Source organism: Kitasatospora sp. NPDC059160 (assembly GCF_042755465.1).
In the GTDB taxonomy this organism is placed as follows: Bacteria; Actinomycetota; Actinomycetes; order Streptomycetales; family Streptomycetaceae; genus Kitasatospora.
In genome coordinates this window covers 1-13,768 of record NZ_JBHZCN010000094.1, presented here as the reverse complement: position 1 = coordinate 13,768, position 13,768 = coordinate 1, and the positions used below count along the sequence as shown (strand labels likewise).

Sequence of the window (13,768 nt, the reverse complement as noted above, 5' to 3'; positions counted from 1 at the left end):
GAACCACCGACAGACCCGCCGACGAAAGGACCAGCGTGGACCGCCCGGACCGCCGCATCGCCGTCATCGGCCTCGCGGTACGCCTCCCCGGCGCCGAGGACGCCGTCGACCTGGCGCACTTCCTGCACCAGGACGGCACCGAGGTCGGCGAGGTCCCGCCCGGCCGGTGGCGCCGCGAGCTCTACCTCGGCGACGGCCCCCACCAGGGCTCCCACCACCGCGGGGCGTTCCTGCTCGACCCCTACTCCTTCGACCACGCCGCCTTCGGCCTCAGCGCCGAGGACGCGCTCCACCTGGACCCGCAGCAGCGCACCATGCTGGAGGTCGGCGCCCGGGCCCTGGAGGACTCCGGCCAGCTCGGGGCCGGGCGGCGGAGGCTCAACGCGGGCGTCTTCATCGGCGCGCGGATGAACTCCTACGGCTTCGACCACGGCCGCGGCCTGGCCGCCCGGCTCCCCGAGGCCGCCCGCCCGGCGGCGCTGTGGGGGCGGTCGCAGAACTTCCTGGCGGCCTGGCTCTCCGACCGCCTCGACCTCTCGGGCCCGAGCCTGGTCGTCGATACGGCCTGCTCGTCCTCGCTGACGGCGCTCTGGCTCGCCTGCCAGAGCCTGACCGCCGACGCCTGCGACCTGGCCGTCGTCGGCGGCGTTGACCTGCTGATCGACCCGCTGACCTTCGTGCTGCTCTCCCGCACCGGAGCGCTGTCCCCGGACGGCCTCTGCCACACCTTCGACGGCCGGGCCAACGGCTACGTCCCGGGGGAGGGCGCCGTCGCGCTGGTCCTCAAGCCGATGGCGGCCGCGCTGGCCGACGGCGATCACGTCCTCGGCGCGATCAGCGCGAGCGCCGTCAACAACGACGGCGCCACCATGGGCGTCACCACGCCCAACCTGGACGCCCAGGTGGAGCTGCTGGACCGGGTCTACCGGAGCGTGGACCCGGCCACCGTCCAGTACGTCGAGGCGCACGGCACGGGCACCGCCATCGGGGACCCGATCGAGACCCGGGCGCTCACCGAGGTCTTCGGCCGGCACGGTGTGCCGCGCAACGCGGTGGCCCTGGGCTCGCTCAAGCGCCGCATCGGCCACCTCCACTCGGCCTCGGGCCTCGCCGCGCTCGCCAAGGTCCTCGTCCTGCTGCGCGAGGGCGTCATCCCGGCGGCGGGCGTGCCGGCGCCCAACCCGCGCCTGGGCCTGGACACCGGCCCCTTCCACCTGCCCATCGCCGCCGTCCCCTGGCCCGAGGCGCCGGTGCGCCGGGCCGCGGTGAGCGGCTTCGGCTTCGGCGGCACCAACGCCCACGTGGTCGCCGAGGCCGTCCCCGACTCCGTCCCGGAGCCTCACCCCCCGGCTCCGGGACGGGCCGTCCACGTCCTGCCGCTGTCCGCCGGCACCCCGTACGCGCTGCGCGAGCTCGCGGCGCAGTGGCTCGGCCTCCTGACGGTGGACCCGGCGGACCCGGCGGACGCCTGCGCCACGGCGCGACTGGCCCGGCCGCACCGCGCGGAGCGCACCGCCGTCACGGGCGCCGACGCCGTCGAACTGGCCGCCGCCCTGCGGACGTGGCTGCTGGGCGGCGCACCGGAGCCCCGGACGACCGTCCGGATCCGCCCGGTGGCGGCGCCGACCCCGCCCGCCTGGCTGGCCGCCCTGGACCGGACGCTGCCCGCCGTGCGGGAGGTGCTCGACCTCTTCGAGGCCGCGACCGGCACCGAACTGGCCTCGTTCTCGGGCGAGTTGCTCAGGATCAGCGAGGGCGTCGCGCTCGCGGTGGCGCTGCGCGGTCTCGGCCTGCCCGCCGAGGCGGTGGACCTGCCGGCGGGCTGGGAGGCCGTCCGGGAGTTCGCCTGGGGGAGCACGCCGCTGGAACAGGCGCTGGCCGACGTCCTGCGGCAGGAGGCCGACGCCGAGGCGGTGGCCGACCAAGGCGCGGACACGGCGGAGCTCTGCGCCCGGCTCGACCGGGCCCAGGGCGAGCAGGAGGTGGCCGGGACGCTCGCCGCGACCGTGGCCGAACTCTTCGCGGCGGGCCGGGAGATCGACTGGGCGGCCTTCCAGGGCGGGCGCGCCTGGCGCAAGCGCCCGCTGCCTGCGGCCCAGTCCACCGGCCCGGCCCTGGACCTGCGCGAACCGCTGCGCTCGGCCGAGCCGGGCACGCCCACCGTGCTGGACTCCGACGAGGGCGCCGCCGGCTACACCTTCTCCCGGGTCTTCGGCCCCGGCGAGGCCCCGATCGCCCAGCACGCGGTCTACCGGCGCACGATGCTGCCGGGCGTGGCCTGGTTCGACTTCCTGCGCGAGGGCGCGACCGTGCGCGGCGAGGCCTTCCACGGGCTCGGCGACGTCCTCTTCCACCGCCCGCTGATCCCCACGGCCGCCCGCCGGGTGGTGTGCCGGGTGGACGGCGAGGGCCGTTTCACCGTCCAGGACGGCGAGAGCGGCGAGCCGTTCGTCACCGGCCGCTACCTCGCGCGCCGGGCGCCGCAGCCCGCCGCCGTCCCGCTCGCCGCGCTCCTGGACACCTGCTCGGCCGAACTGCACGCCGGCTCGCGGCTGTACCGCTGGCTGCGCCGGATCGGCTACCACCACGGCCGCTACTACCGGAACATCTCCTGGGTGGCCGGCCTGCCCGACGGCGGCACGCTGGCCCGCATCGAGGGCGAGCGTCAGCGGGAGCTGAACCCCGGCGGGGTCGAGCTGTACCCCGGGCTGCTGGACAGCGTGACGATCGCCGCGATCGCGCCCGACAACCCGGTGTTCGGCGCCGCCGAGGCCTCGGCCTTCATCCCGCTCTCGGTCGGCCGACTGGAGGTCCACGGCCCGCTGGCGGAGGCGGCGTACGTCCGTACCGAGACCGCGTTCTGGAACGACGAGGCCTGCCGGGTCACCCAGACAGTCACCGACGCGGCGGGCCGGCCGCTGCTGGTGCTGGCGGACATCTCCTCCAAGCGGGTTCCCACGGCGGCCTTCGAGGAGCACCCGGAGCCGGCCGGGCGTCATTCGGACGACGCGGCACCCGAGGCCCGTCCGACGCCTGACGCCGCGTCGGCGCCCGCACTTGAGCCCGAGCCCGCGCCGGTGGCCGTACCGCAGTCGACCGCCCCGGCCCCCGCCCGTCCGGTGGACCCGGCCGTGCGGATCCTCGCCTGGTTCCTGGAGCTGACCGGGACCGCGGAGGCCGACGCCGACACCGAGTTCCTGTCCGCCGGATCCGACTCCGTCGGCCTGGTGTCGCTGAGCGAGCGGATCTCCCGGGAGCAGGGCCTCTCGCTCTACCCGACGGTGTTCTTCGAGTACCCCACCCCGCGCCGCTTCGCCGCCTTCCTGGCCGAGGAGGCCCCGGAGCTGGCCGCGACGCTGCCCGCCCCGACCGGCCCCGCCTCGACCGGCCCGGCCCCGGCCACCGACACGCCCGCCGCCGAACAGCACCGCCCCCGCCCCGCACCCGCTCGCCCCGCGCCCGCCGCCCCCGCCCGCGCCGCCACGGCGAACACCCCCCGCCCGCGCGACATCGCCGTCGTCGGCGCGGCCGTCCGGCTGCCCACCGCCGCCGGTCTGGCCGAGTTCGCCGAGCTGCTGCGCGAGGGCCGCGACACCGTCCGCCCGCTGCCCGCGGACCGCCGCCACCCGGGCGCCCCGGTCCCCGAGGCCTCGTTCCTCGACCGGGTGGACGGCTTCGACCCCGCGCCGTTCCGGATCTCGCCCCGGGAGGCGCCGCTGATCGACCCCCAGGCCCGGATCGTCTACGAGACGATCTGGGAGGCCCTGGAGGACGGCGGCCGCTCCGGCGCCCGGGCCGAGGGCGCCACCACCGGGCTGTGGATCGCCTACAGCCACGACCACTACCACGAGGAGCGGGTGCGCCACGGGGTCGCCGACGGGCGCGGGCTCGGCCTGGAGGCGATGATCGCCAACCGCCTCTCCTACCTGATGGACTGGCACGGCCCCAGCACCCTCGTCAACACCCTCTGCTCCTCCTCCCTGGTGGCCCTGCACACCGCCGTGCAGCACCTGCGCTCCGGGGACGTCGACACGGCGGTGATCGGCGCCGTGCACGCCGGGATCAGCCCCGAGTACTTCCGTTCCATGGGCGACCTGATGGCCCTGTCACCCCGGCACCGCTGCCGCTCCTTCGACGACGGCGCCGACGGCTTCGTGCCCGGCGAGGGCGCCGTCGCCGTGGTGCTGCGCCGGCACGCCGACGCCGAGCGGGACGGCGACCGGGTGCGCGGCCTGGTCCGGGGCACGGCGGTCAACCACGGCGGCCGCACCACCCGCTACTCCGCGCCCAGCCCGGCCGCCCAGCGCGACGTCGTCTCCGCGGCCCTGCGGGACGCCGAGGTCTCCCCGGAGACCATCGACCTGGTCGAGGCGCACGGCACCGGCACCCGGCTGGGCGACCCGATCGAGGTGGACGGGCTGACCCGGGCCTGGCGCGAGCACACCGACCGCGCGCAGTTCTGCGCGCTCGGCTCGGTGAAGTCCAACGTCGGCCACCTGGAGCCGGCCGCCGGGCTGACCGGCCTGGTCAAGGTCCTGCTGGGCCTGGAGCACGAGCAGCTGTGGCCGACCCTGCACGTCACCCGGCCCAACGACCACATCCGCTTCGAGTCCACCCCGTTCCACCTGGTCGACCGCGCCCGCCCCTGGCCGCGCGGCGAGCGCCCGCGCCGGGCCGCCGTCAGCGCCTTCGGCATGGGCGGGGTGAACGCCCATGTGATCGTCGAGGAGGCGCCGGCCGCCGCCGCCCCCGCTCCGCTCGCCCAGGACAGCCACCTGGTGCGCCTCGGCGCGGCGAGCGAACCGGCGCTGCGCGCCCTGGCCGCCGCCTACGCCGGGCAGGTGGCCGCCCTCCCGGCCACCGGCCTGGGCGACTTCGCCCGCACCGCGAACACCGCGCGGGCCGCGCACCGCCACCGCGCCCTCGTGCACGGCGGCACCCCCGCGGAGCTGGCCGCCCGGCTCGCCGCCGTCGCCGAGGGCGGCGCCCCGGCGGCCCGGCACAGCGGCGGCCCGGCCCGCACCGCGTTCCTGTTCACCGGTCAGGGCTCGCAGTACCCCGGCATGGGCGAGGGCCTGTACGCCACCGAGCCGGGCTTCCGCGCGGCGCTGGACGAGTGCGCCGCACTCCTCGCCCCGCACACCGACGTCCCGCTGCTCGACCTGCTCCACGGCGACGCCCGGCACCTGCTGGACGAGACCCGCTACGCCCAGATCGGCATCGTGAGCGTGCAGGTCGCCCTGGTGCGCTGGCTGGCGGCGGCGGGCGTACGGCCCGACGCGGTCGCCGGGCACAGCCTGGGCGAGCTGACCGCGGCGTGGGCGGCGGGCGTGCTCACCCTGCCCGACCTGCTGCGGCTGACCGCGCTGCGCGGCCGGCTGATGCAGGACCAGCCCCGGGGCGGGGCGATGGCGGTCGTGCACACCGACGCGGACACCCTCAGCGGCCTGCTCGCCCGCTACCCGGGCCTGGAACTCGCCGCCCACAACGCCCCGCGCCAGCACACCGTCAGCGGCCCGGCCGGGGCCGTCGAGCGGCTCCGGGCCGAGAGCACCGAGCGCGTGCAGCCGCTGACGGTCAGCCACGCCTTCCACAGCGCGCTGATGGACGGCGCGGTGGCCCCGTTCGCCGAGGCGGTGGCCGGCGTCCAACTCGCGCCGCCGGTCCTGCCGTTCGTCTCGACCCTCACCGGCACCTGGCACACCGCCGGGACGGCGACCGACCCGCAGTACTGGGCCCGGGCCATCCGCCGCCCGGTCCGCTTCGCCGAGGCGGCGGCCACCCTGGGCCAGGAGTCCCCGGACACGGTGTGGGAGATCGGCCCCCAGCCGCACCTGCTCCCGCTGGCCAGGGCCGCGCACACCGGCGACCACCCCGAGTGGATCGCCACCCTCCGGCGCGGCCGCGGCGACCAGGCCCAGCTGCACGCCGCCCTGGCGGCCCAGCACGACCGCACCGGCGCCGAACCGCGCTGGAGCGCCCTGCACGAGGGCAAGGGCCAGCGGATCACCACCCTCCCGACCTACCCCTTCCACCGGCAGCGGTACTGGATCACCGCGGCCGCACCGAACCCCGACGAGCACACCGAGCACACGAAGAGGGCCGAGCACCATGGCTAGCGAGTACGGACTCAAGCGACACTTCAACGGCGAGGCGGCCCGCCTGATCGGAGGCAGGATCCGCGCCGCCCACCCCGGCTTCGACGTCGAGGGCTACGCCGCCGAGGTCGAACGGCGCGTGCCGGGCAAGGAGTTGAAGGACCGCGTGCTGGTGCTGGCCGAGGGCCTGCGCACCCGGCTGCCCGACGGCTACCCCGCCGCCCTGCCCCTGCTGCTGACCACCCTCGGCGACGAACTCGCCGAGGGCGAGGGGATGTTCAACGCCAGCTGGTACCTGATGCCGGTGGCCAGGTTCGTCGAGGAGTACGGTCTCGACCACCCCGAGGCCTCCCTCGACGCCATCGAGGAGATCACCCGGCGGCACACCGGCGAGTACGCGATCCGGCCCTACCTGGAACAGCACCACGCACTGACGATGGAACGGGTCGCCGAGTGGGCGGCCAGCCCCAGCCACAACGTGCGGCGGCTGGCCAGCGAGGGCGTGCGCCCGCGGCTGCCCTGGGCCCGCACCCTGGGCGTCTTCGTCAAGGACCCGCGACCCGTCCTGGAGATCCTCGAACCGCTGCGCAGCGACCCCTCCGAGTACGTCCGCAAGTCCGTCGCGAACAACCTCAACGACATCTCCAAGGACAACCCGCAGCAGGCCCTCGACACCGCCCTGCGCTGGCTGGAGCAGAGCCGCACCCCCGAGACCGCCTGGATCGTCAAGCACGGCCTGCGGACCCTGGTGAAGAACGGCGACCAGCAGGCCCTGGCGGTGCTCGGCGCCACCGGCGGCGAGCACGTGGCGGTGCCCCGGCTGAGCGTCACCCCGCGCGAGGTGACCGTCGGGGACACCGTCGTGATCGAGCTGGACGTCGAGAACACCGACACCCGCGCCCACAGCGTGACCGTCGACTACGTCGTCCACCACGTCCGCAGGAACGGGCGCAGCATCCCCAAGGTCTTCAAGCTGACCACCCTGGAACTCGCCGCCGGCGAACGGCGCCGCCTGCGCAAGACCCACCCGGTCAAGGAGGTGCAGACCCGCAGCTACTACCCGGGCGAGCACCGGGTCGACATCCAGGTCAACGGTCTGGTGAAGGCCACCGAGCACTTCGGGCTGCGCACATGAGCGCGCCGGCGCTCGTCCTCGACGCGGCCAGTCCGGTGGTCGCCGACCACCGGATCGGCGAGCACCCCGTCCTCGCCGCCGCCGTCCAGGCGGACGCGCTGCTCCGCGCCCTGGACACCCGGAGCCCGGGCCGGTCCTGGACGCTGGAGCAGGTCGCCTTCCGCGCGCCGCTGCGGGTGGACGGCCCGCGCGTCGAACTGGCGGTGGTGACCGGCGAGGACGGGCAGTGCGCCGTACGCACCGACGGGCCCGACGGGCCGGTCGCGTACAGCACCGCCCGCGCCCACGGCGTCCCGCTGCCGCCGCCGCGCCACCTCGACACCGCCGCCCTGCGGGCCGGCTGCCCGGACGCCGTCCCGCTCGCCGAGCTGGACGCCTGGCGGCGCGCCAGCGGCATCGCCTACGGGCCCGCCTACCGGGTGGTCCGCTCCGCGCAGCGGGGGCCCGGCCGGATCGCGGCGGTGCTGCGCACGGCCGAGGACGACCCGCGCGCGGCGGCCTTCGTGCCGCCGCCGCTGCTCGACGGCGTGTTCCAGCTGCTCGGGCTGCTCGACGGGGGAGCGGCCGGGGCGTGCCTGCCCTGGTACGTCGGCCGGATCGCCGCCCGCCGCCGGATCACCGGGACGGTGCTGGCCCTGGTCGAGCTCGACCCGCCCGCACCGGGCGGCCCGGGCGGCGCGGTGCGCGGGCGGGCCACCGTCTGCAACCAGCAGGGCGAGGTGCTGCTGGAGCTGGACCGGATCACCCTCAAGGCCGCCACCGCCGGGCGCCCCGCGCCCGCGGGGCCGGCCGGGGCCGTCGAGCCCGTGGAGCCTGCCGGGCCCGCCGTCGGACTGATCGAGGCCCCCGGGTGGCGGCGGACCGACCCGGCCCCCGCGCCCCGGGCCGCCGACCGGGCCGTGCTGCTGATCGCCCCGCCGGACACCCCGCCGCCGCCCGGCCTCCCACCCGTCGCCCGCCTGACGCCCGGGGAACTGACACAGGAACGGATCGACGCCGTCCTCGCCGAGCACCCCGTGCACGAGGTGGTCTACGTGGCACCCCGGGGGACGGCGGGCGCGGACGGCGCGGCCCAGGCCCTCCAGGGCGTCTTCACCCTGGTGCGCCGCCTCGCCGCCCGGCCCCCGATGCCCGACCTGCTGATCGTCACCACCGCGGCCCACGACCTCACCGGGGGCGAGCCCGTCGACCCCTTCGCGACCGCGCTGTGGGCGCTGGCCCGCACCCTGCGCGCGGAGCACCCGCGCACCACCGTGCGGCTGGTCGACCTGGCACCGGGCGAGGCCGCGCCGCCGCCCCGGTACGCCGAGCCGGACCTGGCCCGGCGCTCCGGCACCTGGTACGCCCCGGTGATCGAACCCGACCGGTCCGCCGCGGCCCGGCCCCCGCGCCTGCGCGGCGGACGCTTCCTGGTCACCGGCGGCCTGGGCGGCATCGGCCTGCGGGTCGCCGAGTTCCTGGCCGAGGAGGGCTGCGCCCACCTCACCCTGGTCGGCCGCACCGCCCCGGCGGCCGGGGAGGTCCGGCAGCGCCTCGACCGGCTGGCCGCCCGGTGCGACCTGGAGACGGTGGCCGCCGACGTCCGCGACCTGCCCGAACGGCTGGCCGGCGCCGCGCGCTACGACGGCATCCTGCACGCCGCCGGAGTGCTGCGCGACGGCCTGGCCCGCGGTCTGACCCCGGTGCAGATCGGGGAGGTGTTCGACCCCAAGCTCGGCGGGGTGCACGCCCTCGCCGAGCTGGCGGCCCGGCACGACCCGCCCGGGTTCGTCGCGCTGTTCTCCTCCGTCGCCGCCGTGCGCGCCAACCTCGGCCAGAGCGCCTACGCCGCCGCCAACGGCTACCTGGACGGCTACGCGGCCCGCCGACGCGCCGCGGGCGAGCCCTGGTACAGCCTCGGCTGGGGCCTGTGGAACGTCGGCATGGGCGAGCACATCGCCGCCAGGGCCGCCGCCCACGGCGTCCCCGCCCTCACCCCGGACGACGGCGTCGCGCTGCTGCGCGCGGCCCTCCGCCGTCCACCCGCGCACTACGTCCTGACCGCCACCGCCCGAGCGAAGGGGGCACCCATGACCACCACCCTGACACCCACGAGCGAGCTGTGGCCGCCGCTCACCGCCGCCGTCCGGAAGATCCTGCTCGTCGACGACGTCGCCCGTGAGGACGACCTGCTGGAGCTGGGACTCGACTCGATGATGGCGGTCGAGCTGGCCGCGGCGCTGGCCGGCACCGGGCTCGACGTCGACCCGATGGTCTTCTTCGAGCACAGCGGTGCCGGCGCCCTGCTGGGCCACCTGGAGTCGCTGCCGCGCACGGCGGCGGCCGCCGACCGGCCGGCGCCCTCGCCCGCTCCCGCGCCTGCCCCCGCGCCCGTGCCCGAACCGGCAGTCGTCGCGGCTCCCGTCCCCGCGCCCGCTCCCGTCCGGGCGGGCGCCGACGTCTTCGTCCCCGAGTGGGACCGCTACCGGGACCCGGCACCGCACGCCGGGCCCGCACCCGTACGGAAGCCCGAGCCGCGCCCCGCGCCCGCCGCCCCCGCCGTCCGTGCGGAACCCGCCGTCCGTGCGGAACCCGCCGTCCGTGCGGAACCCGCCGCCCGTACCGAACCCGTCCCGGCGCCGCGCACCCGGACGCCCCGGCGGACCCTGCCCGGCCGGCTGTCCGGCGCACCCGGCGGCAGCTTCCTGGAGCGCCGGATCGACGCGCTCTCCACCGAGGACCGTCAGATCGTCGCCAGGGACGAGTACTTCTACGAGCCGGTGATCGAACGCGCCGAGGGCGCCCGGATCAGGTTCGACGGCCGCTGGTTCCTCAACTTCGCCTCCTACAGCTACCTCGGGCTGATCGGCCACGACTACATCGACCAGCAGGTCCTGGACGCGGTGGAGCGCCACGGTACCGGCGCCCACGGTGTGCGGCTGCTGGCCGGCACCCTCCACCTGCACCGTGAACTGGAGCTGGCGATCGCCGACTTCCTCGGCGCCGAGGACGCCGTGGTGTTCTCCAGCGGGTACATGGCCAACGTCGCCACCGTGGGCGCCCTGGTCGGCGCGGGCGACGTGGTCATCGGCGACGTCTACAACCACGCCAGCATCCTCGACGGCTACCGGCTCTCCGGCGCCGAGGTGATCACCTACGCCCACAACGACCTGGCCGACCTGGAACGCGCCCTGCGGAAGGCGGGCGACCGGGGCCGCCTGGTGGTCACCGACGCCGTGTTCAGCATGGACGGCGACATCGCCGACCTGCCCGGCATCGTCGAGCTGTGCGAGCGCTACGACGCCCCGCTGATGGTCGACGAGGCGCACAGCCTCGGCGTCCTCGGCGACACCGGACGCGGCATCACCGAGCACTTCGGCCTCGACCCGGCCCGGATCGACGTCAAGATGGGCACCCTGTCCAAGACCGTGCCCAGCGCGGGCGGTTACGTCGCCGGCTCGCGCGACCTGGTCTTCGCGCTCAAGAACAACGCCCGCGGCTGGATGTTCTCCGCCGCCGCGACCCCGGCCCAGGTCGCCGCCGCCAAGGCCGCGATCGAGGTGATGGCCGCGGCCCCCGAACTCACCCGCGACCTGCGCGCCCGCACCACCCGCTACCGCGAGCAGCTGCGCGCCCTCGGCTTCGACACCCTGCACAGCGAGACCCCGGTGGTGCCGGTGATCTGCCGCAGCGCCGAACAGGCGGGCGCGATGGCCCGGTTGTGCCAGCGCGACGGGCTGTTCGTGCAGCCGATCGTCTACCCGGCGGTGCCGCGGACGCTGCCCCGGCTGCGCACGATCGTCAACCTCGCCCACTCCGAGGCCGACCTGGACGAGGCGCTCGCCGTGCTGGCGCGCGCCGGCCGGGCCTGCGGCCTCATCCCCTGACCGACCCGGACCCGGAGACTCCCTGGCCGACCCGGATCCCCTGACCCACCCGTCCGCACATCCGCGCACCGCATCCCGGAGGGGAGCACCGCATGACCGCCGCACCCGACACCGAGGCGTTCTTCTCGGCCGTCCTGAAGGCCATCGCCGTCACCCGCAACCACGCCACCGACCCGCAGGAGCACACCCGGGGCGTGGTCGAGCCGGCCGCTCGCATCCGCGCCGCCGAGGAGCGGATCGGCGCCGGCCCGATCAGCCCCGCCGAGGCCGGCGAGGTGCTCGACCTGCTGGAGACCACCTTCCGCACCAAGCGCACCCCCGACGAGGAGCGCGAGCACTACCTGGCGTACATCGAGAGGGTCTCCGGCGTGCGCCGGGCCCCGCTGGGTGCGTCCGCCGCGTGAGCCTTCCCGAACTCGCCTGGTACAGCCACGAGCTGTGCTTCTGGCACGACCCCGGGCCCGGCGCCGGCTACCTGCCGGTGGGGCCCGGGATCGAGCCGCTGCGACAGTTCGCCGTCGACCCGGACCTGCGCCGGGCGGAGGGCCTGGTGCGGGCGGCCGGCGTCCTGGAGCGGTTCACCGCCGTGACCCCGACGCCCGCCACCGACGAGGACCTGCTGCTGGTGCACACCCCGGAGCACCTCGAACGCGTCGAGGCCGCCTCGGCGGCCGGCGCGGGCGACGCCGGGGTGTACGCACCCGTCAACTACCACAGCGCGCGGGCCGCCCGGCTCGCCGCCGGGGCCTGCGCCCAGGCCGTCACGGCCGTCCTGGACGGCCGGTTCCGCCGGGCCTACTGCCTGGTGCGCCCGCCCGGCCACCACGCGGAACCGGACCGGGCGATGGCGCTGTGCCTCTACAACAACCTGGCGGTCGCGGCCCGCACCGCGCGGCGGCACGGCGCGCGCCGGGTGCTGGTCCTGGACTGGGACGTCCACCACGGCAACGGCCTGCAACGGGTCTTCTACGAGGACCCGGACGTGCTGTACGTCTCGGTCCACCAGGACGGGCTGTTCCCGGCGGCGTCCGGCCTGGTCCTGGAGACCGGCGCGGGCGCGGGCGCCGGCACCACGCTCAACGTGCCGCTGCCCGCCGGCTCCGGGCACGAGGCCTACCTCGCCGTGGTGGAGCAGCTGGTGGCGCCCGCCGCCCGGTCCTTCCGCCCCGACCTGATCCTGGTCGCGGCCGGGGTCGACGCGGGCGGGCACGACCCGATGGGCCGGATGCTGTGCACCAGCCGCACCTTCCACGCCATGACCGCGGCCCTGTGCGGACTGGCCGACGAACTGGCGGACGGGCGGATCGTCCTGGCCCACGAGGGCGGCTACTCGGCGTGGTACCAGCCGACGCTGGTGCTGGCGACGGCCTGCGCGGTCGCCGGGCTGCCGGCCCCCGACGACCCGTTCCTGCACTCCCTGGAACACCTGCCCGGCCAGCGCCTGCAACCCCACCAGCGGCGGGTGGTCGACCACCTGCGCGCCCACCACCCGCTGTTCGCGGGCCGCTCGGGCCCGGCCGGCCCGCGGGCGCGGGGGGCCGGCGATGGGTGACTGGTGGACGCGCCTGGGAGCGCCGGCCAAGGGCGCCGGGCCGCGCCCGCGCCGACGGGTGGTGGCGCTGCCGCACGCCGGCGGCTGGCCGTCCGCCTTCCGCGGCTGGCGGGAGGTGCTGCCCGCGGACGTCGAACTCCTGGTGGCCCAGCTGCCGGGCCGCGGCGTGCGGCTCGGCGAGGCACCACCGACCAGGGTCGAGCCGCTGGTCGAGCCGCTGGTCCGGGAGCTGGCCGACCTCACCGGGGCGGATCCGCTGCCGTACACGGTGGTCGGGCACAGCTTCGGCAGCATCCTCGGGTACGAGCTCACCCGGGCGATGGAGCACAAGGGCCTGCCGCCCGAACTGCTCGCCGTCTCGGCCCGCCAGCCGCCGTGCTTCGGCGGCGGGCCGCCGTCCGCCCGCGACCGCACCGACGCCCAACTCCTCGCCCACCTCCAGGAGATCGGCGGCATCGCCCCGGGGCTGCTGGCCCGCGCCGACCTCCTCGGGCCCGCGCTGCGCGCCATCCGGGCCGACCTGGAGGCGATGGAGGCCCATCAGCGGCCGCTGACCGGCACGGCCGTGCCGATCCTCGCCCTCGGCGCGACGGACGACCCGGTCGTCCTCGCGGAGCGCCTGCACCTGTGGTCGCTGGAGACCACCGCGGGCTTCCGCCGACTGATGTTCACCGGCGGCCACTTCTACCTGTACGACCACGCCAACGCGCTGGCCGTCGCCCGGCACCTGGTCGCTCCGACCCCGCCGGGCCCCGCACGACCGCTCCACCGACCGCCCCACGGGGCGGAACCCCCGTACACCCCCGGACTTCCGGAAAGGAACCCCGTTGAGCACCACCGCCGACTCCCCCCAGCAGGCCGGTCCACGCCAGTGGCTGGGGCTGGCCGTACTGGCGCTGCCCACCCTCCTGCTCTCCATCGACGTGAGCGTGCTGCACCTGGCCGTACCGCACATCAGTGAGGCCCTGGCCCCCTCGGCCTCCCAGATGCTGTGGATCATCGACATCTACGGCTTCCTGATCGCCGGCTTCCTGGTCACCATGGGCACCCTCGGCGACCGCATCGGCCGGCGCCGACTGCTGCTGATCGGCGCGGCCGCCTTCGGGGTGGCCTCGGT

The 13,768-nt window shown here is 76.4% G+C and carries 7 protein-coding genes; all 7 read left to right on the top strand.

Annotated features, from left to right (window positions below; all coding sequences use genetic code 11):
* Positions 1–35: 35 nt before the first annotated feature.
* Positions 36–6,119 carry a beta-ketoacyl synthase N-terminal-like domain-containing protein gene (locus tag ACFXOZ_RS32150; RefSeq protein WP_380593545.1) on the top strand — a complete coding sequence of 2,028 codons (6,084 nt, stop codon included), beginning with the start codon at positions 36–38 and terminating at the stop codon, positions 6,117–6,119.
* Positions 6,112–7,233: a DNA alkylation repair protein gene (locus ACFXOZ_RS32145; protein WP_380593544.1), complete on the top strand. Its 1,122-nt coding sequence runs from the start codon at positions 6,112–6,114 to the stop codon at positions 7,231–7,233. Before ACFXOZ_RS32150 ends, ACFXOZ_RS32145 begins: the two co-directional genes overlap by 8 nt.
* Positions 7,230–11,099, top strand: coding sequence for a bifunctional SDR family oxidoreductase/pyridoxal phosphate-dependent aminotransferase family protein (locus ACFXOZ_RS32140; protein WP_380593543.1), 3,870 nt, complete (start codon positions 7,230–7,232; stop codon positions 11,097–11,099). The genes ACFXOZ_RS32145 and ACFXOZ_RS32140 overlap by 4 nt, the downstream gene beginning before the upstream one ends.
* Positions 11,100–11,191: 92 nt before the next feature.
* Positions 11,192–11,503: a hypothetical protein gene (locus ACFXOZ_RS32135; RefSeq protein WP_380405595.1), complete on the top strand. Its 312-nt coding sequence runs from the start codon at positions 11,192–11,194 to the stop codon at positions 11,501–11,503.
* Positions 11,500–12,651, top strand: coding sequence for a class II histone deacetylase (locus ACFXOZ_RS32130; RefSeq protein ID WP_380593542.1), 1,152 nt, complete (start codon positions 11,500–11,502; stop codon positions 12,649–12,651). The genes ACFXOZ_RS32135 and ACFXOZ_RS32130 overlap by 4 nt, the downstream gene beginning before the upstream one ends.
* The gene (locus ACFXOZ_RS32125; RefSeq protein WP_380593541.1) at positions 12,644–13,612 is read left to right on the top strand and encodes a thioesterase II family protein; all 969 of its coding nucleotides are present in this window, start codon (positions 12,644–12,646) and stop codon (positions 13,610–13,612) included. Before ACFXOZ_RS32130 ends, ACFXOZ_RS32125 begins: the two co-directional genes overlap by 8 nt.
* On the top strand, positions 13,527–13,768 hold a 242-nt coding region (locus tag ACFXOZ_RS32120; RefSeq protein WP_380593550.1), incomplete at its 3' end, for an MFS transporter. The genes ACFXOZ_RS32125 and ACFXOZ_RS32120, both read left to right, overlap by 86 nt.

Coding starts and splice junctions, on each gene's coding strand:
- ACFXOZ_RS32125 (WP_380593541.1), top strand. CDS start 12,644: ATGGGTGACTGGTGGACGCGCCTGGGAGCGCCGGCCAAGGGCGCCGGG.
- ACFXOZ_RS32145 (WP_380593544.1), top strand. CDS start 6,112: ATGGCTAGCGAGTACGGACTCAAGCGACACTTCAACGGCGAGGCGGCC.
- ACFXOZ_RS32135 (WP_380405595.1), top strand. CDS start 11,192: ATGACCGCCGCACCCGACACCGAGGCGTTCTTCTCGGCCGTCCTGAAG.
- ACFXOZ_RS32140 (WP_380593543.1), top strand. CDS start 7,230: ATGAGCGCGCCGGCGCTCGTCCTCGACGCGGCCAGTCCGGTGGTCGCC.